The organism is Pseudomonas brenneri, assembly GCF_007858285.1.
Classification (GTDB): domain Bacteria; phylum Pseudomonadota; class Gammaproteobacteria; order Pseudomonadales; family Pseudomonadaceae; genus Aquipseudomonas; species Aquipseudomonas brenneri.
Map to the genome: position 1 here is coordinate 358,213 of NZ_VFIL01000001.1, position 21,089 is coordinate 379,301.

The 21,089-nt window shown below is 61.8% G+C and carries 17 protein-coding genes; all 17 read left to right on the forward strand.

Annotation, left to right across the window (positions count from 1 at the left end; translation table 11 throughout):
* Window positions 1–3 precede the first annotated feature (3 nt).
* The 17 genes from FJD34_RS01655 to FJD34_RS01735 all read left to right on the forward strand — a co-directional run bounded on the left by FJD34_RS01655 (window position 4) and on the right by FJD34_RS01735 (window position 21,075).
* Window positions 4–1,602, forward strand: a complete 1,599-nt coding sequence (locus FJD34_RS01655) for an ArnT family glycosyltransferase (protein WP_090291133.1) — start codon at window positions 4–6, stop codon at window positions 1,600–1,602.
* A gap of 202 nt (window positions 1,603–1,804) precedes the next feature.
* A complete protein-coding gene (locus FJD34_RS28015) occupies window positions 1,805–1,972 on the forward strand; it encodes a type VI secretion system contractile sheath small subunit (RefSeq protein ID WP_223232684.1) in 168 nt (55 codons plus the stop codon).
* A gap of 170 nt (window positions 1,973–2,142) precedes the next feature.
* On the forward strand, window positions 2,143–2,847 hold the full coding sequence (locus FJD34_RS01665) for an HPP family protein (RefSeq protein WP_090291132.1): 705 nt from the start codon (window positions 2,143–2,145) through the stop codon (window positions 2,845–2,847).
* 158 nt (window positions 2,848–3,005) lie between these two features.
* Complete coding sequence (locus FJD34_RS01670) at window positions 3,006–4,109, forward strand: enoyl-CoA hydratase/isomerase family protein (RefSeq protein ID WP_090291131.1); 1,104 nt, start codon at window positions 3,006–3,008, stop codon at window positions 4,107–4,109.
* 3 nt (window positions 4,110–4,112) lie between these two features.
* Window positions 4,113–5,264 (forward strand): acyl-CoA dehydrogenase family protein, encoded by a 1,152-nt coding sequence (locus FJD34_RS01675; RefSeq protein WP_032860344.1) that lies wholly within the window; start codon window positions 4,113–4,115, stop codon window positions 5,262–5,264.
* A gap of 98 nt (window positions 5,265–5,362) precedes the next feature.
* On the forward strand, window positions 5,363–5,812 hold the full coding sequence (locus FJD34_RS01680) for an SRPBCC family protein (protein WP_032860346.1): 450 nt from the start codon (window positions 5,363–5,365) through the stop codon (window positions 5,810–5,812).
* Between the two features lie 166 nt (window positions 5,813–5,978).
* Window positions 5,979–6,425, forward strand: a complete 447-nt coding sequence (locus tag FJD34_RS01685) for a DUF411 domain-containing protein (protein ID WP_032860347.1) — start codon at window positions 5,979–5,981, stop codon at window positions 6,423–6,425.
* Window positions 6,426–6,428: 3 nt separating this feature from the next.
* Window positions 6,429–6,860 (forward strand): YqaA family protein, encoded by a 432-nt coding sequence (locus tag FJD34_RS01690; RefSeq protein WP_032860348.1) that lies wholly within the window; start codon window positions 6,429–6,431, stop codon window positions 6,858–6,860.
* Between the two features lie 64 nt (window positions 6,861–6,924).
* On the forward strand, window positions 6,925–7,938 hold the full coding sequence (locus FJD34_RS01695) for an alpha/beta fold hydrolase (protein WP_090291130.1): 1,014 nt from the start codon (window positions 6,925–6,927) through the stop codon (window positions 7,936–7,938).
* Window positions 7,939–7,964: 26 nt separating this feature from the next.
* Window positions 7,965–8,918 (forward strand): D-2-hydroxyacid dehydrogenase family protein, encoded by a 954-nt coding sequence (locus FJD34_RS01700; RefSeq protein ID WP_090291129.1) that lies wholly within the window; start codon window positions 7,965–7,967, stop codon window positions 8,916–8,918.
* A 550-nt stretch (window positions 8,919–9,468) separates the two neighbouring features.
* Window positions 9,469–11,028, forward strand: a complete 1,560-nt coding sequence (gene glgA / locus FJD34_RS01705) for a glycogen synthase GlgA (protein WP_032860353.1) — start codon at window positions 9,469–9,471, stop codon at window positions 11,026–11,028.
* A gap of 15 nt (window positions 11,029–11,043) precedes the next feature.
* A complete protein-coding gene (gene treZ / locus FJD34_RS01710; protein ID WP_090291128.1) occupies window positions 11,044–12,801 on the forward strand; it encodes a malto-oligosyltrehalose trehalohydrolase in 1,758 nt (585 codons plus the stop codon).
* Window positions 12,798–14,882 (forward strand): 4-alpha-glucanotransferase, encoded by a 2,085-nt coding sequence (malQ, locus tag FJD34_RS01715; protein WP_090291127.1) that lies wholly within the window; start codon window positions 12,798–12,800, stop codon window positions 14,880–14,882. The genes treZ and malQ overlap by 4 nt, the downstream gene beginning before the upstream one ends.
* Window positions 14,879–17,626, forward strand: a complete 2,748-nt coding sequence (locus tag FJD34_RS01720; RefSeq protein ID WP_090291126.1) for a malto-oligosyltrehalose synthase — start codon at window positions 14,879–14,881, stop codon at window positions 17,624–17,626. The genes malQ and FJD34_RS01720 overlap by 4 nt, the downstream gene beginning before the upstream one ends.
* Window positions 17,627–17,649: 23 nt before the next feature.
* On the forward strand, window positions 17,650–17,880 hold the full coding sequence (locus FJD34_RS01725) for a DUF2934 domain-containing protein (protein ID WP_090291125.1): 231 nt from the start codon (window positions 17,650–17,652) through the stop codon (window positions 17,878–17,880).
* Between the two features lie 113 nt (window positions 17,881–17,993).
* Complete coding sequence (gene glgX / locus FJD34_RS01730) at window positions 17,994–20,129, forward strand: glycogen debranching protein GlgX (RefSeq protein ID WP_065943011.1); 2,136 nt, start codon at window positions 17,994–17,996, stop codon at window positions 20,127–20,129.
* Between the two features lie 184 nt (window positions 20,130–20,313).
* Window positions 20,314–21,075 (forward strand): PIG-L deacetylase family protein, encoded by a 762-nt coding sequence (locus FJD34_RS01735; RefSeq protein ID WP_032860704.1) that lies wholly within the window; start codon window positions 20,314–20,316, stop codon window positions 21,073–21,075.
* The last annotated feature ends 14 nt before the right edge of the window (window positions 21,076–21,089 follow it).

Below are 21,089 nucleotides of genomic sequence, written 5' to 3' on the forward strand. Positions count from 1 at the left end.
GGCGTGGACAAGAGGCTCCTGCGCCGCCAGTCCTGGGGCATCGGTTTGCTGGCGCTGCTGCTGTTTATCGCTGGTAATTGGGATCAGGCAATTATCGGCTTCGATTCGCGCTTTGTGCTGTTCGCCCAGGAAATGCTGCGCCACGGGCCGGGATTTTTCCCCACCACCTATGGTCAGCCGTATGCCGATTATCTGTCCACCTCGACCCTGTTGACCTGGCTGTTGTCGCTGCCTCTGGGGCGCGTCACCAGCTTCAGTGCCTGGCTGCCCACAGCCATCGCTTCGGCGGCCATCGTCGCCCTGGTCTATCGCCTGACCGCGCCCTACTCCCGGCGCTGGGCGCTGCTGAGCATCGCGCTGTTGTTGCTCAGCAGCACGTTTATCAGCGAAACCCGCTCGGTATCCCTGGACCAGATGCTGGCGGCGGTGACTCTGGCGGTGTTCTATCTGGGCTATGCCCACGATCATTTCTCCAGCCCCCGGCGCCTGCCCTGGGTATTGCTCCTGTTATTGCTCGGCTTTGCGATTCGCGGGCCCATCGGCCTGGTGATCCCTACTGGTGTGTTGTGCAGCTATTACCTGCTCAACCGCCAGTGGCGCCCGTTGTTCAGTGTCGGCCTGCTGGCCCTGGCATTGCTGGCAGCGTGCGTCGGCCTGCTGCTGTTGCTGGCCAAGCTCAGTGGTGGCGAAACCTTCCTGCAAGACGTGATCCGCATGCAGTTCCTCGGGCGTATGGACGGTCGCGAAGGCTCCAGCAGCGTGTGGTATTACTTCACCAGTTCCGTGGGCAACTACGCCCTGGCGTACCCGTTGGCATTGCTCGCGCTGCTGGCGGTGCTGCTCAATGGACGACACACTGGCGATGGCGGGTGGCCGTTGTTGCTGGCGTGCATCGCCGCAGGTTTGATCGTGATGCTGGGGCTGTCGATCCCCGAGGCAAAGAAAGCCCGCTATGTGTTGCCGATGATGCCCATGGTGGCGATCATCGCCGCGTACCCGTTCCATAGGCCCGATGGGCATCTGTTCAAGGGGCTGCGGGGCCTGATGCTGGGATTATGGACGGTAACCCCGGGCTTGTTGATCGGCGCGTTGCTGGTGGCGCGCCATCGCTTCGGGGCGCAGTTGGAGCATTTCCAGGGCCTGCTGGGCCTGTTGATCGGCTTGCAGGTCTTTATCATCGGAATGCTTGCCAAGTGGCGCTTGCACCCCGTAGGCCCAGCGTTTGGCGCGGTGCTGGCGGTGTGGAGCAGCTATATCCTGGTGGTCGAGCCCCTGGAGCGCAGCCTGTATGACACTCGTACATTTAGCCGTGAGGCTCATGCGCTGATCCGGCAACAGCCAGCGCCGTTGGTGTTGCATGGCCTGGGTAAAGACGCCAAGGCTATCAAGTTCATGGTCAACGTTGAGTGTGACCGGGTTCCGCTGTTCACCCAGGCACCTGCCGACCTGGCCTTGATCCATGGACCGGCGTGGCTGGTGATGGACAAGGCAGATTTCACCCGTCTCGACGAGCCACGCTGGCGCGCATTGGCACCGGTATTGACCGGGCAGTTCGATAAAAACACCTATGTGCTCCTGCACCTGAACGGGGCTGGACCCTGAGCACGAACTATCAAGAAAGCTCCTACGTTTGTATCCGTAAATGCCGGTACCGGCTCCCTTACCGGCCCTATGACCCCAACGGTAAACTCGCCTCACATTTGCATTACATAGTTACCGCCCGCCTCCGAGGATCGCTGCCGTGCCTGATGAGCAATTGCCTGTTGTCCCTGCTATCGAGCCTGTACACGTCGGCTATATCCCGGTGTTCCCTCTCGATCGGCTGATGGAATTGCGCGATGCCCTTGTCGCGCTCAAAGGGCCATTGGCCAGCGATCCACAGCTGCGCGAAAGCGTGCAGAAGTCGCTGATCAATTCAGAGAACCACGAACGGGTGTTGGGCAAGGCCAGCTCAAGGCATGAACAGTATTGATGCAAAATTACTGCACTTAACCTGCATTAATATGCATTGGCGGCGATAGTTTTTGATCGGCACACTGCGCCGGTTCCTCCCCCAAATGTTGGAACTTTCGAAGGGCTTTGCGGGTAACCGCAAAGCCCTTTTTTTGCCCTCTCCCTTTTTTCCGATTGGACTGCCCCGCAATGCTTGCTCGCTGGTTCCCCGCTGCCATCAATACCCGCCCCGCCGAATGGAGCCGTGCCGCCATCGGCATGGCCCTGGGCACCCTGTTTACCGTATGGCTGTGTGCCCAGGTGTATGGCCTGGAAGTGGCCATGCACCTGCTGGGCCCGTTGGGGGCCTCCGCCGTGTTGTTGTTTGCGGTGTCATCGGGTGCCCTCGCCCAGCCGTGGTCGATCATCGGCAGCTACCTGTGCGCCTGTGTGGTGGCTTTGCTGGTGGCCCGTGTCTTGGGCCGGACCCTGGGCAGCGCCTGTCTCGCGGCGGGTATGGCCTTGATCCTGATGTGCTGGCTGCGTTGCCTGCACCCGCCTTCGGGAGGCCTGGCCATGACCCTGGTCCTGGCGGACCCGGCCACCATCGCCCTGGGCTGGCAGGAAGTCGGCCCGGTGATGCTGGGAGCCGGCACCTTGCTGCTCTCGGCCTTGGCCTACAACAACCTGACCCGTACCCGCTACCCCAAGGGCCCCACTGAAACCCCAGTCGTGGTGCCATTACTGTCGCCGCAGGTGGACGCAAAAATCACCGCTGCAGACCTGGAACAGGCATTGGCACAAATGGAGCAGTTTTTCGACGTTACCCCCAGCGAATTGGAGGAACTGATCCATATTGCCGAAGACCATGCCCGCCGCCGCAGCATTGGCCAGGTCCTGGCCAGCCGGGTCTAGACGCGCCTGCCCTGGTTTTTTATCGAATACCCCCTGCATAAATGCAAAGATGACCTGCACGATTCCGGCTTGTACTGGGCAAATTTGCACTGGTACGATCCGGAGATGGTTCGCCCGCGAACATTTTGATAAAGAACAATAAAAGCAGGGAGTTACAGATGACTGCTCAGGCTCAGTCCCAGGCGACAAGCACCGAGTCCCCCCAGAACAGTGTCCTGGCCGAAGTACGCAACCACATCGGCCACCTGACCCTCAACCGCCCCGCCGGCCTCAATGCCATCACCCTGGACATGGTCCGCAGCCTCTCTACGCATTTGCGCGCCTGGGCCGATGATGCCCAAGTGCACGCCGTGGTCTTGCGCGGCGCCGGTGAAAAGGCCTTCTGCGCCGGGGGCGATATCCGCTCGCTGTACGACAGCTTCAAGAGCGGCGACACGCTGCATGAAGACTTCTTCGTTGAAGAGTACGCCCTCGACCTGGCCATTCATCACTACCGCAAGCCGGTCCTCGCGCTGATGGACGGCTTTGTCCTGGGCGGTGGCATGGGCCTGGTCCAGGGGGCCGACCTGCGGGTGGTGACCGAACGCAGTCGCCTGGCCATGCCGGAAGTGGCCATCGGTTACTTCCCCGATGTGGGCGGCAGCTACTTCCTGCCGCGCATTCCCGGCGAGCTGGGGATTTACCTGGGCGTGACCGGGGTGCAGATCCGCGCCGCCGACGCCCTGTATTGCGGGCTCGCCGACTGGTACCTGGACAGCGCCAGGCTGGCGGAGCTGGACCAGAAGCTCGACCACCTGCAATGGCACGACTCGCCACTCAAGGACCTGCAAGGCCTGCTGGCCAAGCTCGCGGTACAACAATTGCCGGATGCACCGTTGGCGGCCCTACGCCCGGCCATCGACCACTTCTTTGCCCTGCCGGACGTGCCAAGCATTGTTGAGCAACTGCAGCAAGTGACCGTCGCCGACAGCCATGAATGGGCTGTGAGTACAGCGCAACTGATGCAGACCCGTTCCCCATTGGCCATGGCCGTCACCCTGCAGATGCTGCGACGCGGGCGGCACCTGGCACTGGAAAACTGCTTTGCCCTGGAGTTGCACCTGGACCGCCAGTGGTTCGCCCGTGGCGACCTGATCGAAGGGGTGCGTGCGCTGCTGATCGACAAGGACAAATCCCCGCGCTGGAACCCGCCAACGTTAGCGACATTGGATCAGGACCACGTCGACAGCTTCTTTCAAGACTTCGCGAAGTACGGGAACTAAGCCATGCAAGATATTGAATTTACAGAAGAACAAGTAATGATTCGCGACATGGCGCGCGACTTTGCCCGTGGCGAAATCGCTCCCCACGCCCAGGCCTGGGAAAAAGCCGGCTGGATCGATGATGGCCTCGTGGCCAAGATGGGCGAATTGGGCCTGCTGGGCATGGTGGTGCCGGAAGAATGGGGCGGCACCTATGTGGACTACGTGGCCTATGCCCTGGCCGTCGAGGAAATCTCTGCAGGTGACGGTGCGGTCGGCGCACTGATGAGTATCCATAATTCAGTGGGTTGCGGCCCGATCCTCAACTACGGCACACCCGCGCAGAAAGAGACCTGGCTGGCCGAACTCGCCAGTGGCCAGGCCATCGGCTGCTTCTGCCTGACTGAACCCCAGGCCGGCTCCGAAGCCCACAACCTGCGCACCCGCGCCGAACTGCGCGATGGCCAGTGGGTGATCAACGGCGCCAAACAGTTTGTCAGCAACGGCAAGCGCGCCAAACTGGCGATAGTGTTTGCCGTGACCGACCCGGACTTGGGCAAGAAAGGAATCTCTGCGTTCCTGGTGCCCACCGACACCCCAGGCTTTACCGTGGACCGTACCGAACACAAGATGGGCATCCGCGCCTCGGACACCTGCGCCGTGACCCTCAGCCAATGCACCGTGCCCGAAGCCAATCTGCTGGGCGAACGCGGCAAGGGCCTGGCCATCGCCCTGTCCAACCTGGAAGGTGGGCGCATCGGCATCGCCGCCCAGGCCCTGGGGATCGCTCGGGCGGCCTTTGAAGCGGCATTGGCCTACGCCCGTGATCGGGTGCAGTTTGACAAGGCCATCATCGAACACCAGAGCGTGGCCAACCTGCTGGCAGACATGCAGACCCGGCTCAATGCCGCGCGCCTGCTGATCCTGCATGCCGCGCGTTTGCGCAGTGCTGGCAAACCGTGTCTGTCCGAAGCCTCCCAGGCCAAGCTGTTTGCGTCGGAAATGGCCGAGAAGGTCTGTTCATCGGCGATGCAGATCCATGGCGGCTACGGTTACCTGGAGGACTACCCGGTGGAGCGTTACTACCGTGATGCACGGATCACCCAGATCTATGAGGGGACCAGCGAGATCCAGCGCATGGTGATTGCCCGGGAGCTGAAGAACTATCAGCTATAGCGGCTGCTGAAAAAGCGTCGAAAAAAGCCTGGTGACTCCCGTGCGTTGTGCGGGAGTGCGACTATTCTGACAGTTCCTAGCCACACAGGAGGTGTGTCATGAATGCAGTTGAACACCCGGTTCGTGTCGAACGAATCAGCCAGGAACGCTATATCCAAGCCCCCATCGAAACCGTCTACGACTACGTGACCCAGCCGGATCGCTGGCACGAATGGCACCCCACATCCTTGAGCGCGGACACCGGCACCAGCGGTTCACTGCCGGCCGGCCAGCGCTTCACCGAGACGATCGACCTGCTTGGGGTGCGCGTACCCATGAGCTACCGCGTGCAGATTGCCTTGCCGCCCCGGGAGTTCAAGACGGTTTTCACCTCCCTGGCCGTCGATGGCTGCATTCACTACCTGCTCCAGCCCCATGGCAGCGGCACCCTGTTCAAACGTGTGCTTAGCTATGAAACCGAATTACAGCTCACCACGCTGCAAGCGCGCATGGTAGAGCTGTCGAACCAGGCCATGGACCAACTCAAGCAGCGCCTGGAGTCGTCCTGAGCTGACAAATTTGTCATCTTTCTCTCAGTTTGCTGACAGTTGCAGGCACTAAGCTCCGTGGCTGTCGCGTGCTCGTATAATTTCGAAACATAACCACCTCACCTAGTGCGTAAAAGCGCGGAGAATGCGCCCTCTTTGCGCACTCCGTAACCGATGGGACCTGTCTATGAAAACCACCCTGCGCCTGACTTTGCTGTCCGCCCTGTTCATGACCACCCTGGCCCAGGCGGCCGAACTGATCCCGATTGACGTACACCGCGATGCCAATTGCGGCTGCTGCAAGAAATGGATCAGCCATCTGGAAACCAACGGCTTCAAGGTCAACGACCATGTTGAAACCGATATGAGCGCGGTCAAGCAACGCCTGGGCGTGGCTCCTCGCCTGGCGTCCTGCCATACCGCCGTGATCGACGGCAAATTCGTCGAAGGCCACGTGCCCGCTGAGCAGGTGTTGGCCCTGCGCAAGCGCAGCGACCTGTTGGGTATCGCGGCACCGGGCATGCCCATGGGCTCTCCGGGCATGGAGATGGACGGCATGAGCGACGCGTATCAAGTCATTGGCCTGACCCGCGAAGGCAAAGATGTGGTGGTAGCCGACTACCCGGCCCACTGATCAATGCTTGCAGGGTATGCAGGGCTGTTTTTCAGCGCCTTTGGCGCGGCCACGCTGTTGCCGCTGCAATCGGAAGCGGTGCTGGTCGCGCTGCTGCTCAATGGCAGCTACTCACTGTGGCTGCTGCTCGGCATTGCGACACTGGGCAACGTGTTGGGTTCGTTGGTCAACTGGCTGCTGGGACGTTCGGTCGAACTGTTCAAGGACCGGCGCTGGTTCCCGGTCAGTGCAACGCAGCTGGAAAAGTCCCGCGGCCACTATCGACGCTGGGGGCATTGGTCACTGCTGCTCAGTTGGGTGCCGATCATCGGCGACCCGCTGACCCTGGTGGCCGGAGTGATGAAAGAGCCGCTGTGGCGTTTTGTGTTGATCGTCAGCATCGCCAAGGCGGCCCGTTATGCTGTGGTGGCGATGCTCACGCTGCATTGGATGTAACAGGTTAATTCCCGCTTAATCCGCCCGACACAGCATCCGGTAGCCTCTTCTCTGGAGCTCTCCCATGCCGCTGACACGCTCGTTTCTTCTTACCGGTCTGCTGGCCACTTGCGCTCTTCCTGCCATGGCAGCCACGCAAGACCCAAGCTATGGCCCGCAGTTGCAAGGTTTCCAATACCCCTATCCGGTCGAACATTTCAATTTCCAGTCCCAGGGCCAATCAGTGCAAATGGGCTATATGGACGTGCCGGCCAAAGCTCCCGCCAATGGTCGCAGCGTAGTGCTGATGCATGGCAAGAACTTCTGCGGCGCGACCTGGGAGGCGTCGATCAAGGCCTTGAGCGAGGCCGGTTACCGAGTGATCGCCCCGGACCAGATCGGTTTTTGCACCTCCACCAAGCCTGAGCACTATCAGTACAGCTTTCAGCAGTTGGCAATCAACACCCATCAGCTCCTGCAAAAGCTCGGCATCCAGAAGACCACCCTTCTCGGCCATTCCACTGGTGGCATGCTGGCTACCCGCTATGCCCTGCTCTACCCCACACAAACCGAACAACTGGCACTGGTCAATCCTATCGGCCTGGAAGACTGGAAAGCCCTGGGTGTGCCCTATCGCACGGTCGATCAATGGTATGCGCGCGAGTTGCAACTGAGCGCCGAAGGCGTACGCGAGTACGAGCGCAAGACCTACTACGTCGGGCGCTGGAAGCCCGAGTACGAACGCTGGGTGGACATGCTCGTCGGCCTGAACAAAGGGCCCGGCCATAAACAGGTGGCGTGGAACTCGGCGTTGATTTACGACATGATCTTCACCCAGCCGGTGTACTACGAGTTCAAGGATTTGCAGGTGCCGACCTTGCTGCTGATTGGCACGTCTGATATCACCGCCATTGGCAGCGATAGCGCACCACCTGAGGTCAAGGCCAGGATCGGCCACTACCACGAACTGGGCAAACAGGTAGCCAAGCTCATCCCCCGCTCGACTCTTGTGGAGTTCCCGGGCCTGGGCCATGCGCCGCAAATGGAAGAGCCCGCGCGCTTTCACCAGGCGCTGTTGCAAGGGTTGAAGACGTTCTAATCCCACTAAACGCGAGGCATTGGTGTATGTCGGTACAGATCGCAGTCATTGATGATTGGCAAGACGTAGCACGGGGCGCGGTGGATTGGTCCGCCCTGGAGGCTATCGGCCAGGTGCATTTCCTGCACGAATACCCTGCCGACACCGCCACGATGATCGAACGCTTGCAGGGTTTTGAGGTGGTTTGCGTGATGCGCGAACGCACGGTCTTCGACCAGGCGCTGCTACAAGGGCTGCCGAGGCTCAAACTGCTGGTCACCGGTGGGATGCGCAATGCTGCTATCGACCTTGCTGCTGCCAGGGCCCTGGGCATTCAGGTCTGTGGCACCGACAGCTACAAACACGCGGCGCCGGAACTGACCTGGGCCTTGGTCATGGCGTCCACCCGCAACCTACTGGCCGAGGCGGCCTCCTTGCGTGCCGGCCAGTGGCAGCAAGGGTTGGGCGGCGATCTGCATGGCAAGACCCTGGGCATCCTCGGGCTGGGCAGCATTGGTCAGCGGGTGGCGCAGTTTGGCCAGGTGTTCGGCATGCGGGTGATTGCCTGGAGCGAGAACCTCACTGCCGAGCGTGCCGCAGCTTCCGGCGTGACCTGGGTCAGCAAGCGTGAATTGTTCGAACAGGCCGATGTGCTGTCGATTCACCTGGTGCTCAGTGAACGCAGCCGTGGCCTGGTGGATGCCCAGGCCCTGGGCTGGATGAAACCCACTGCGCGGCTGGTCAATACCGCACGCGGGCCGATCGTCGATGAGGCGGCGTTGATCGACGCGCTCAGCCATGGGCGCTTGGCGGGCGCCGCGCTGGATGTGTTTGGGCAGGAGCCATTACCTGTAGATCATCCATTTCGCCATTTGCCCAATGTACTGGCTACGCCCCATGTGGGCTATGTCAGCGAGCAGAACTATGGGCAGTTCTATGGGCAGATGATTGAGGATATTCAGGCGTGGGCGGCGGGGCAGAGTTTGCGCAGCCTTACTTAATGTCAATTCTAATAAATATCTCTTAATTAATTGATTTGTATGGATATATCATCCTGATAAATCACTTTAAGTAGCAGCTCGCACTACTATCGAGCAACCCAGCCCCAATGCCCCATCAAGAGGCAATCCCCCTGTAGGAGTCGGCTTGCCGGCGATAGCGACCTTGAGTCATGTGCCGATGCCAAGGCCCTCATCGCCGATAAGCCGGCCGCAGGGTGGTGACGTTACAAAAAACATTGTCCTACAAAACTTTCCGACAACCCTTGCAGGCTCTGGGGTCTGTCCTAGACTGATGACCGATGGGTCACGATCAGAACAAAAGCCCCCGCAATAAATCGAAACTTTCCAACTCTGCCGCAGGTCAGGTTTAAGGTAGGACGCACGCTACCGGCTTGCGCCGGACGTCCGCCCATCCAATCTATTTATCAGTTCGGTGCAATTGGCATAAGCCTTGCCAGTCTGTGCAGTGCTAGTGCGCGTGACCGCAGGACGCGGTTGACTTTCGCTGAGGGCGCCAGGCTCTCAGCTGACCAACATATGGGAGAGAATTATGATCAGTGCCGCCTCGGGAGTTCAGGGACAGCGTTTTAGTCAGTCGGTCGATGGGCCAACCAGCTTGGTTGACCTTCCCGGCACGGTGCGGCCGGTCTCGTCTCAAAACCCCAATCGCAAGAAAGTCCTGTTTGTGACCTCGGAACTGGCCGATCTGGTGAAAACCGGTGGCCTGGGGGACGTGTCCGCGGCCCTGCCCCGCGCCATGGCGCATCTGCACGATGTACGGGTGCTGATTCCGGGCTACCGACAGGTGCTGGACAGCGACAACCCGATCCATATCATTGGCGAACTGGGTGGTCATGCGGCGCTGCCGCCCTGCAAGATCGGGCGCATGGACCTCAAGGACGGCCTGGTCATCTATGTGTTGATCTGCCCCGAGCTGTACGAGCGCGAAGGCACACCCTATGGCGCCAACAATGGTCGCGACTGGCCCGACAACCATATCCGGTTTGCCCGCCTGGGCCTGGCGGCCGCCGATATTGCCGCCAACCTCGCGCAAATCCACTGGTGCCCGGACCTGGTGCACGCCCATGACTGGCCTGCTGGCCTGGCCCCGGCATACATGCACTGGCGTGGTTCACGCACACCCACGCTGTTTACCATCCATAACCTGGCCTACCAGGGTGTAGTCAGCCTGGCCTCGTGCCCGGAACTGGGGATTCCCGAGCACGCCTTGCAACAGGAAGGCATGGAGTTCTACGGCAAGATGTCGTTTCTCAAGGCCGGTATGGCCTATTCCAGCCATATCACTACAGTCAGCGCCACCTACGCCCGGGAAATCACCACGCCTGAGTTCGGCTGTGGCCTGGATGGGTTCCTCGCCAGCAAGACCCAGCAAGGCCTGCTCAGTGGCATCCCCAATGGCATCGATGAAAGCTGGGAGTCCTCCACTGACCCGCACCTGGATCACCCCTTCAATATCGGCGACTGGCAAGGCAAGGCCATCAATGCCGGCCACGTCCGCACGTTGTTCGGCCTGGATGCGTCCACTGGCCCGCTGTTTGCCGTGGTGTCACGCCTGGTGTACCAAAAAGGCCTGGACCTGACCGAAGCCGTCGCTGCGTTTATCGTGGAAAACGGCGGGCAGATTGCGATCATCGGCCGTGGCGAACCGGAAGAAGAACAGGCCATGCGCGCCCTGGCCCTGCGTTTCCCGGGTCGCATCGGCGTGCGCATCGGCTTTAACGAAACCGACGCCCGCCGCATGTTTGCCGGCAGCGACTTTTTATTGATGCCCTCGCGCTATGAGCCGTGTGGCCTGAGCCAGATGTACGCCCAGCGCTTCGGTTCGCTGCCGGTGGCGCGTAATACCGGTGGCTTGGCTGACACCATTGAAGATGGCGTGACCGGTTTCCTGTTCGATGAATCCACCGTGCAAAGCTACGAAGCCGCCCTCGCCCGCGCCTTCAAGGTGTTTGCCTTCCCCGGCCTGCTCAATGCGATGCGCTGCAGGGCTATGGCTGCGCCATTCAACTGGTGCCAGGCGGTAGAACCCTATGCCGAGCTGTATGAACAACTGGTAGCGAAAGCGTTGGGCAAGTCGGGGAAAGCCTAAAAGAGGTCGGGATAGATGCCGTTACGGACTCTGGCAACATGGCCCCACGGCGCGATCCTGCAGGATGCGCAACACACCCGCTTCGCCCTGTGGGCGCCTGATGCGTCTTATGTCAGCGTTGAGCTGCACAATGCTCAGTCAGTGCCCATGCAGCCCCAGGCAGAGGGCTGGTTTGTCGCACAGGTGCGCTGCGCGGCCGGCACCCGCTATCACTACACCATTGATGGCGAGCAGGAGGTGCCGGACCCGGCGTCACGCCTGCAGCACGGGGACGTGCATGGCGACAGTGTGGTGGTCGATCCCCTGGCCTACCCCTGGCGTCACGGCGCCTGGCAAGGCCGGCCTTGGCATGAGGCGGTGATCTACGAGCTGCATGTGGGAATACTCGGTGGTTATGCCGCTGTGGAGCAGCACCTGCCGCGCCTGGCAGAGCTGGGCGTCACCGCCATTGAGCTGATGCCCCTGGCTCAATGCCCCGGCGAGCGCAACTGGGGCTACGACGCAGTCTTGCCCTATGCGCCGCAAGCATCCCTGGGGACTCCCGATCAGTTGAAGCACCTGATCGACAGTGCCCATGGGCATGGCCTGGCAGTGATCCTTGATGTGGTCTACAACCACTTCGGCCCCGACGGCAATTACCTGGGCCAGTATGCCAAAGGCTTTTTTCGCGAAGACAGTCACACCCCCTGGGGCGCCGGGATCGATTTTCGCCGCCGCCAAGTGCGTGACTTCTTTATCGACAACGCCCTGATGTGGCTTGTCGAATACCGTTTCGACGGCCTGCGCCTGGATGCGGTGCATGCCATCAACGACCCGGCGTTCCTGAAGGAGCTAGCCCAGCGGGTACGTGAGCAAGTAGATCCAGGCCGCCACGTATGGTTGGTGCTGGAAAACGAATTCAACCAGGCCCGCCTGTTGCAGCAGGGCTTCGATGCGCAATGGAACGATGACGGGCATAACGCCCTGCACGTGCTGTTGACCGGCGAGACCGACGCCTACTACGCCGATTTTGCCGACGATCCCACGGCCAAATTGGCCCGCTGCCTGGGCGAAGGGTTTGTCTACCAAGGCGACACTACCCGCCACGGCATCCAGCGTGGCGAGCCCAGCGGGCATCTGCCGCCCAGCGCCTTTGTGCTGTTTTTGCAGAATCACGACCAGATCGGCAACCGCGCCCTCGGCGAGCGCCTGCACCAACTGTGTTCGCCCCAGGCGTTGCAGGCGGCGACCACTTTGTTATTGATGTCGCCGATGATCCCGCTGCTGTTCATGGGCGATGAAGTCAATGCCGAACAGCCCTTCCTGTTTTTTACCGACCATCACGGCGAATTGGCCGAGGCCGTGCGCGAAGGCCGACGCAATGAATTTGCCGACTTCACCGCCTTCAGCGATCCCGAGTGCCGCGCGCGGATTCCCGACCCCAACGCAGTGCAGACCTTTCGCCGCTCCATACCACTGTTTAGCCAGGCGCCTGCTGCGCTGTATCGCCAATTGCTGAGCCTGCGCCAGCAGCACATCGTGCCCCACTTGCCCGGCAGCACCGCCCTCGGCGCGCAAGTCCTGGGCCAGGGCGCAGTGTCTGCACGCTGGCGCCTGGGCAATGGCAGCGTATTACAGATCGACCTCAACCTGGGCCCGACCGCCGTGCTGCACCCGGCAGGCATCAGCGAGTTGTTCAGCACCAGTAGCGACCCCGCGTTACTCACACCCTTCTCTGCCCGCGTCAGCCTGGCGCCGGGTAAAACCCCATCCTCTGTTGGAGAGCACTCTTGAGCGAAGCGCAACTGGAAATACTCGCCAGCCGTGCGGGCCTGGCGGTGGACTGGATCGACGCCAACGGCCGCCCGCAGCATGTCAGTGCCGACGCGTTGCGCGCCGTGCTCCAAGGCCTCGGCCACCCCGCCGACACCGACGCCGCCATCGCCTCCAGCCTGCAAGAGCTGGAGCGCGAGCAGCAAGACAGGCATCTGGCGCCGCTGTTGACCGTGGACGTGGGCGCCGGCCTGGACCTGGCCGCTTACTTCGCCCCCGGCACGCCGTGCCAGGCTCATCTGGAGGACGGCAGTAGCCTCAATCTTGAGCTGGATACCGAGGCCGTCCTGCCCGGCGCCCTGCCCGTGGGCTACCACCGGGTGCAGATCGCCGACCAGTCCTTCACCCTGGCCGTTGCCCCCCATCAGTGTTTCAGCGTCGCCGAGGCGGTGGACAGCCAACCCGCCCGCGCCTGGGGCCTGAGTGTCCAGTTGTATGCCTTGCGCCGCAGCGGCGATGGCGGGTTTGGCGACACCCAGGCCCTGGAGCAGTTGGCCCGCGCTGCCGCAGAACGAGGTGTCGATGCCCTGGCAATCAGCCCGTTGCACGCGATGTTCAGTGCCGATACCGAGCGCTATAGCCCCTATTCACCGTCCAGTCGCCTGTTCCTCAATAGCCTGTATGCCTCCCCCGGTTGCATCCTCGGTGAGCGGGCGTTGCGCAGTGCCATCGAATCCAGCGGACTGGCTGATGAGCTACAAGCGCTTGAGCAACAAAGCCTGATCGACTGGCCGGCCGCCGCCAAGGCCAAGCAGCGCCTACTGCGTGCCCTGTATGAAGATTTTCGGCAGGGCGAACACCCGCAGCAGGCTGACTTCCTGAGTTTCCGTCAGGCCGGTGGCGAGGCCTTGGAAAACCATTGCCGCTTCGAAGCCGTGCAGGCCGAGCGCGCCGCTCACGGTGAAAGCCTCGACTGGCGCCAGTGGCCCGAGGACTGGCGTGATCCTGGCAGTGCCGCGCTGGCGCAATTTGCCGTCGAGCAAGGCGATGCCATTGGCTTCTACGTCTTCAGCCAATGGCTGATTGCCCGGTGCCTTGCGCGCGCGCAACACGCTGCGCGTGGCAGTGGCATGGGCATCGGCCTGATTGCTGACCTGGCGGTGGGCGCCGATGGCGCCGGTAGCCAGGCCTGGAGTCGCCAGGATGAATTGTTGGCCGATCTCACCGTTGGCGCACCGCCGGATATCCTCAACCGTGCCGGCCAGGGCTGGGGCATCTCCGCGTTCTCCCCCGAGGGTCTCAAGCGCAATGGCTTTCGGGCGTTTATCGAAATGCTGCGGGCCAATTTCGCCCATGCCGGCGGCCTGCGCATCGATCATGTGATGGGGCTGCAACGGCTATGGGTGATTCCCCGTGACGCTTCGCCCAAAGACGGTGCGTACCTGTATTACCCGGTGGATGACCTGCTGCGGCTATTGGCCCTGGAATCCAGCCGGCACCAGGCGATTGTACTGGGCGAAGACTTGGGCACAGTCCCCGAGGGCCTGCGGGAAAAACTCAGCGCCCGCGCGATGCTCGGCATGCGTGTACTGTTGTTCGAACAGGACCATGGCGGGCGGTTCACACCGATCCTCGACTGGCCGGATAACGCCCTGGCCACCACCAGCACTCACGACCTGCCGACGCTCAACGGTTGGTGGCACAGCCGCGATATCGATTGGAATGTGCAACTGGGGCTGATCGACACACCGACGCTAGAGCACTGGAGTGAACACCGCCAGCGTGAACGCCAGGCACTGCGCCAGGCCCTGGCCCAGGACCCGCAGAACTTTCGCGATGAGCTGCGCAACGAAACCGACCAGGTGCTCGATGCCAGCGTGCGCTACCTCGGCCACACCCGTGCGCCGCTGGTGTTGCTGCCCCTGGAGGATGCCCTGGGCATCCTGGAGCAAGCCAACCTGCCCGGCACCCTCGATACCCATCCCAATTGGCGGCGGCGCCTGCCGGGGGATGCCGCCTGCCTGCTCGATGACGACAACGCAGCCCGGCGCCTGGAGCTGCTGGCAGTGGCGCGCAATCAAGCCCTGGAACGTGACCGGTGAACAGCATCGCGTTACGGGCCACCCAGCGCCTGCAATTTCACCAGGGCTTTACTCTGGATGATGCGGTGCCACTGGTACCGTATTTCGCCAGCCTGGGCATCAGCCACCTGTATGCCTCGCCCCTGCTCAAGGCCCGCGCCGGCTCCATGCATGGCTACGACGTGGTCGACCCGACCACCGTCAACCCGCAACTGGGTGGCGAACCGGCGCTGCGCCGTCTGGTGGCAACCCTGCGTGCCCACGATATGGGCCTGATTCTCGACATCGTGTCCAACCATATGGCCGTCGGCGGCAGCGACAACCCCTGGTGGCTGGACCTGCTGGAATGGGGGCGCCTGAGCCCCTACAGCGAATTCTTTGATATCCAGTGGCACTCCCCGGACCCGCTGCTCAAGGGCCAATTGTTGATGCCCTTCCTCGGCAGCGACTACGGCGAGGCCTTGCAAAGCGGCACCCTGCCCCTGCGTTTTGACCCGACCCAAGGCCGTTTTTTTGTCGAGCACTACGAACACCGCTTCCCGATCTGCCCCAGCGACTACGGCGATATCCTGCGCGCCCATCCTCCCCTCAAAAACCTGGCCGATCGCTTCAGTGCCCTGGCCTACCAAGCCGATGCCTGGCCCCTGGCGGCCAGCCTGAAACAGGAACTGATGCAGCAGGCTCGCGACCCACTGATCCTGGCAGCCATCGAACACGCCCTGGGCGGGTTTGATACGCGCGAGCCCGAAGGTTTTTCGCGCCTGCACCAATTACTGGAACAGCAAGCCTATCGCCTGGCCAGTTGGCGCACGGCGGCAGATGACATCAATTGGCGGCGTTTTTTCGACGTCAACGAGCTGGGTGGCCTGCGGGTGGAGCGAAGCACGGTGTTCGAGGCCACCCACAGCAAGATTTTCCAGCTGATCCGCGAAGGTCTGGTGGATGGCCTGCGCATCGACCATATCGATGGCCTGGCCGACCCGCGTGGCTACTGCCGCAAGTTGCGCCGGCGTGTGAATGCGTTGTCGCCAGACCGGCACTTGCCGATCTTTGTCGAAAAGATCCTCGGTGCCGGCGAAACCCTACCCACAGACTGGCGAGTAGATGGCACTACCGGCTATGAATTCATGAACCAGGTGTCGCTGCTACAGCATGATCCCCAGGGCTTCGAGGCGTTGACCCAACTCTGGAGCGAGGCCAGCGAACGGCCCTCGGCCTTTATCGAAGAAGCCTGGCTGGCCCGCCAGCAAATCCTCAACGGCTCCCTGGCCGGGGATTTTGAAAGCGTGGCCCAGGCCCTGCTACAAGTGGCCCGTGCGGACGTGATGAGCCGTGACCTGACCCTGGGCGCGATCCGTCGCGCCTTGCAGGCACTGGTCGTGCACTTCCCGGTGTACCGCACCTATATCAGCGCCTGCGGCCGTAGCGCCACAGACGAGGCCGTGTTCCAGCAGGCCCTGGCCGGCGCCCGTGTGACCTTGAGCGAAGCCGACTGGCCGGTACTCGACTACCTGCAACAGTGGCTCGGCGGCCAACCCTGGCGCGATCGCCCAGTGGGGCAGCCGCGCAAGATCCTCAAGCATGCCTGTGTGCGCTTCCAGCAACTGACCTCGCCGGCGGCCGCCAAGGCCGTGGAAGACACCGCCCTCTATCGCTCGGCGGTACTGCTCTCGCGCAACGATGTGGGCTTCAATACCGAACAGTTCAGCGCGCCCCTGGCCGACTTCCATGCCGCCAACCGCCAGCGCCTGGCAACCTTTCCCGACAACTTGCTGGCCACCGCCACCCACGACCACAAACGCGGCGAAGACAGCCGAGCGCGCTTGGCGGTGCTTAGTGAGTGCGCGCCGTGGTATGCCGAGCAGGTGCAACAGTGGCGTAGGCTGGCGGTGCCCTTGCGCGATGACCCGGCCACGCCTTCGGCAGGCGATGAACTGATCCTCTATCAGGTGCTGCTGGGCAGTTGGCCCCTGGACCTCCAGGACACCCGCGACTATCAACAGCGCCTCTGGCAGTGGCAGCAAAAAGCCCTGCGTGAAGCCAAACTGCACAGCAGTTGGAGCGCACCCAACGAGATCTATGAGCAGGGTGTCGAAGCCTTCCTCTCCCGGTTGCTGCTCGAACCGTCCGGTTTAGCCTTGCGTACGGCGATCCACGCCGCAGCCGAGGCCATCGCCCCCGCCGGCGCCTTGAACGGGCTGGCGCAATCCTTGCTGCGCATCACCGTGCCAGGCGTGCCGGACCTGTACCAGGGCGATGAGTTCTGGGACTTGAGCCTGGTGGACCCGGACAACCGGCGAGCAGTGGATTTCAGCGCCCGCCAACGGGCACTTGCGGCAGAACCACAGGCCTTGCTTGAGCGCTGGCGTGATGGGCACTTGAAGCAGGCCCTGATTGCCCAGGTGTTGAACCTGCGCAAGGCCCACCCACTGCTGTTTGCCAGGGGCCGCTATGAACCGCTGGAGGTGTTGGGCCGACATGCCCAACGGGTTGTTGCCTTCAGCCGTGAGTATCAGGGCCAATGGCTGTTGGTGGTGGTGCCACGCTGCGCCCACGCGCTGCTTGAAAACAGCGCCCAACCCCGGGTGGATGCGCAGGTTTGGGGCGATACCCGGGTCACATTACCGTTCGACGCCACGCTGCAAAACTGGAAGGGACTTTTGCAGACAGGCGCAGTCACACCCAACAAGGAGCTAATGGTCAGCGCTGCCCTGGGGGATGTCCCGGTGAATGTCTTTATCCATTCTGACGATCAAGAAAGCTGAAATTTTCTGTGAGGAGCATTGCGATGAGCACCGAAGACAAGCGCGTTCGTGAATTTGCGTATCAGATCTGGGAGTCCGAAGGTAAGCCCGAAGGCCAGGAAGCGCGCCATTGGGAAATGGCCCGCAAATTGGCCGAAGCCGAGGCGTTGACCCCCAGCAAGCCCAAGACAGCGACCAAGGCCAAGCCAAAACCGGTCGCAGAAAAAACCGCCGTCGCCAAAAAGCCACGAGCCCCGCGCAAGCCAGCCGGCTGACCACTCTCCTGTAGACGCCGGCCAGCCGGCGCCTACAAAAAGCTCAACTGTTTACCTGAGCCGATGTCAGCACGGCCTCATTCGGCCTGAAAAAACCTTGCAGGAGCAACGCCATGAGCACGACACCCAATACCGAGCCGTCGCGGATTCGTGAAGGTCTGCCCTTCCCCCTCGGCGCGACCTGGGACGGTCTGGGGGTCAACTTCGCGCTGTTCTCGGCCAATGCCACCAAGGTCGAGCTGTGCCTGTTCGACGATACCGGCGAAGTCGAGCTGGAGCGAATCGAACTGCCGGAATACACCGACGAGACCTTCCACGGCTACTTGCCCGATGCCCACCCGGGGCTGATCTATGGCTACCGCGTATACGGTGCGTACGACCCTGCCAACGGCCATCGTTTCAACCCCCATAAATTGCTGATCGACCCCTATGCCAAGCAGTTGGTCGGCGAACTCAAGTGGTCCGAAGCGCTGTTTGGCTACACCATCGGCCACCCGGATGCCGACCTGAGTTTTGATGAGCGCGACAGCGCGCCCTTCGTGCCCAAATGCAAGGTCATCGACCCGGCCCATACCTGGGGCAACGACCAGCCGGTGCGTACGCCCTGGGATCGCACCATCATCTACGAGACCCATCTGCGCGGCATCAGCATGCGTCACCCCCAGGTGCCAGAGGCCGTACGCGGTACCTGCGCCGGCTTGATGGTCGACGATGTGCTCAAGCACATTCGCCACCTGGGCGTGTCATCGGTGGAGTTGCTGCCGGTCCATGCCTTCGTCAATGACCAGCATCTGTTGCACAAAGGCATGACCAATTACTGGGGCTACAACAGCATTGCCTTCTTTGCCCCCGACCCACGCTACCTGGCCAGCGGCAAGATCGCCGAGTTCAAGGAAATGGTCGCGCACCTGCACGAAGCCGGGCTGGAGGTGATCCTCGATGTGGTCTACAACCACACCGCCGAAGGCAACGAGCAAGGCCCGACCCTGTCCATGCGTGGCATCGACAATGCCTCGTACTACCGCTTGATGCCCGACGACAAGCGCTTCTATATCAACGACTCCGGCACCGGCAACACCCTGGACCTGAGCCATCCTTGTGTGCTGCAAATGGTCACGGACTCCCTGCGTTACTGGGCCACGGAGATGCATGTCGACGGTTTTCGCTTTGACCTGGCGACGATTCTGGGGCGTTATCACGATGGTTTCGACGAGCGTCACAGTTTCCTTGTGGCCTGCCGCCAGGACCCGGTGCTGCGTCAGGTGAAAATGATCGCCGAGCCCTGGGATGTGGGCCCCGGCGGTTATCAAGTGGGTAACTTCCCGCCCGGCTGGGTGGAATGGAATGACCGTTTTCGCGACACCGTGCGCGCCTTCTGGAAAGGCGATGACGGCCAACTGGCCGATTTCGCCGGGCGTATGACCGCCTCTGGCGAGATGTTCAACCAGCGCGGGCGTCGCCCCTACAGCTCGGTGAACTTCATCACTGCCCACGATGGCTTCACGCTGCACGACCTGGTGTCCTACAACGACAAGCACAACGAAGCCAACGACGAAAACAACCAGGACGGCAGCAACAACAACCTGTCATGGAACCATGGCGTCGAAGGCCCCACCGACGATCCCGCGATCAACGCGTTGCGCCTGCGCCAGATGCGCAATTTCTTCGCCACCCTGCTGCTGGCCCAGGGCACGCCAATGCTGGTGGCCGGTGACGAGTTCGCCCGCACCCAGCACGGCAACAACAATGCCTACTGCCAGGACAGCGAAATCGGCTGGGTCAATTGGGACCTGGATGAAGATGGCAAGTCCCTGCTCACCTTCGTCAAGCGCCTGATCAAGTTGCGCCTGGCCTACCCGATCCTGCGTCGCGGGCGCTTCCTGGTGGGCGACTACAACGAAGACATCGGGGTCAAGGACGTGACGTGGCTGGCCCCCGATGGCAAAGAAATGAGCATTGAACAGTGGCAAGACAGCCAGGGCCGTTGCCTGGGGATGCTGATGGATGGCCGCGCCCAGGAAACCGGAATTCGCCGGCCAGGAGCCGATGCCACCCTGTTGCTGGTAGTCAATGCGCACCATGACTTGGTGAATTTTCGCTTGCCCCAGGTGCCGGATGGTGGTTTCTGGACCTGCATGGTCGACACTAACCAGCCGGCTGTGCATGGCCAGGAGCGCTTCGAGTTTGACCACGAATATGCAGTGACCGGGCGCTCGCTGCTGCTGTTCGAGTTGCAGCAGGCCCCCTGAAAAAAATACGATTTTGCCCGCAGACGGCGCGACGAATCCCGAGCTATGAACAATACTCAAGCTTGGCAATCCAGGATTCGGAACGCCAGCGTGCCGCACGAGCCTTGCGCCAGTGCGACAAAAAAGGAGAGTCGACCCGTCAACGGGATACGACCTGCATCATCAGGACAAGGACGTGACATTGATCAAACCCGCCACTTTAAACGACGGTCGCCGCAAGTTGGCGCAAATTTGGAACAGTGCGCCACAATTGGCGCAAATCCCCACCATCAGCCCTTCCCTACTGGTACCTCCCGGCTCGCGGGTGGTGGTAGTCGCCCCTCATCCAGGTGACGAAGTGTTGGCCTGCGGCGGCTTGCTGCAACTGCTCAGCACCCTGGATTATCCCTTGAAGTTGATCTCCGTTACCGACGGCAGTGCCAGCCATCCAGGTTCCAACCAGTGGTCAGCCCAGCGTCTGAGCGTGTTTCGCCCCCAGGAAAGTGTCGAGGCCCTGCGCCGCCTCGGCTTGCCCTTGCACAGCCTGAAGTGGATTCGCGGTGGCTTTTGTGACAATGCCCTGGCGGGCCGCGAACAGCTCTTGAGCCAATTTATCGCGCGCTACCTGCAACCCGGCGATGCCGTGTTTACCACCTGGCGCAATGATGGCAATGACGACCACGATGCCGTTGGCCGCGCCACTGCCATCGCCTGTGCGCTAACCGGGGCGCGCCTGCTGGAATTACCGATCTGGGCCTGGCACTGGCCCGCCCGCGACGCCGGCCGCATGCCCTGGCAATGCGCGCGCAAGGTACGCCTCGACACCTGGAGCGTGGCGCGCAAACGCCACGCGGCCCATGCCTACGCCACCCAGTTGCTCGGCGATCCGCTGATCGGCCTGGCGCCGATGATGCCTGCGGTACTGCTGGAGCGGATGCGGGAGCCGTACGAGATTGTGTTCCTGTAACGGGTTCATACCTG

Excerpts from the sequence above, each read along its gene's own strand:
- FJD34_RS01680 (WP_032860346.1), top strand. The coding sequence starts at position 5,363 with ATGAATGCAGTTGAACACCCGGTTCGTGTCGAACGAATCAGCCAGGAA.
- glgX (WP_065943011.1), top strand. The coding sequence starts at position 17,994 with ATGAGCACGACACCCAATACCGAGCCGTCGCGGATTCGTGAAGGTCTG.
- FJD34_RS01725 (WP_090291125.1), top strand. The coding sequence starts at position 17,650 with ATGAGCACCGAAGACAAGCGCGTTCGTGAATTTGCGTATCAGATCTGG.
- FJD34_RS01670 (WP_090291131.1), top strand. The coding sequence starts at position 3,006 with ATGACTGCTCAGGCTCAGTCCCAGGCGACAAGCACCGAGTCCCCCCAG.
- FJD34_RS01700 (WP_090291129.1), top strand. The coding sequence starts at position 7,965 with ATGTCGGTACAGATCGCAGTCATTGATGATTGGCAAGACGTAGCACGG.
- glgA (WP_032860353.1), top strand. The coding sequence starts at position 9,469 with ATGATCAGTGCCGCCTCGGGAGTTCAGGGACAGCGTTTTAGTCAGTCG.
- FJD34_RS01665 (WP_090291132.1), top strand. The coding sequence starts at position 2,143 with ATGCTTGCTCGCTGGTTCCCCGCTGCCATCAATACCCGCCCCGCCGAA.
- treZ (WP_090291128.1), top strand. The coding sequence starts at position 11,044 with ATGCCGTTACGGACTCTGGCAACATGGCCCCACGGCGCGATCCTGCAG.
- FJD34_RS01685 (WP_032860347.1), top strand. The coding sequence starts at position 5,979 with ATGAAAACCACCCTGCGCCTGACTTTGCTGTCCGCCCTGTTCATGACC.
- FJD34_RS01675 (WP_032860344.1), top strand. The coding sequence starts at position 4,113 with ATGCAAGATATTGAATTTACAGAAGAACAAGTAATGATTCGCGACATG.
- FJD34_RS01695 (WP_090291130.1), top strand. The coding sequence starts at position 6,925 with ATGCCGCTGACACGCTCGTTTCTTCTTACCGGTCTGCTGGCCACTTGC.
- FJD34_RS01690 (WP_032860348.1), top strand. The coding sequence starts at position 6,429 with ATGCTTGCAGGGTATGCAGGGCTGTTTTTCAGCGCCTTTGGCGCGGCC.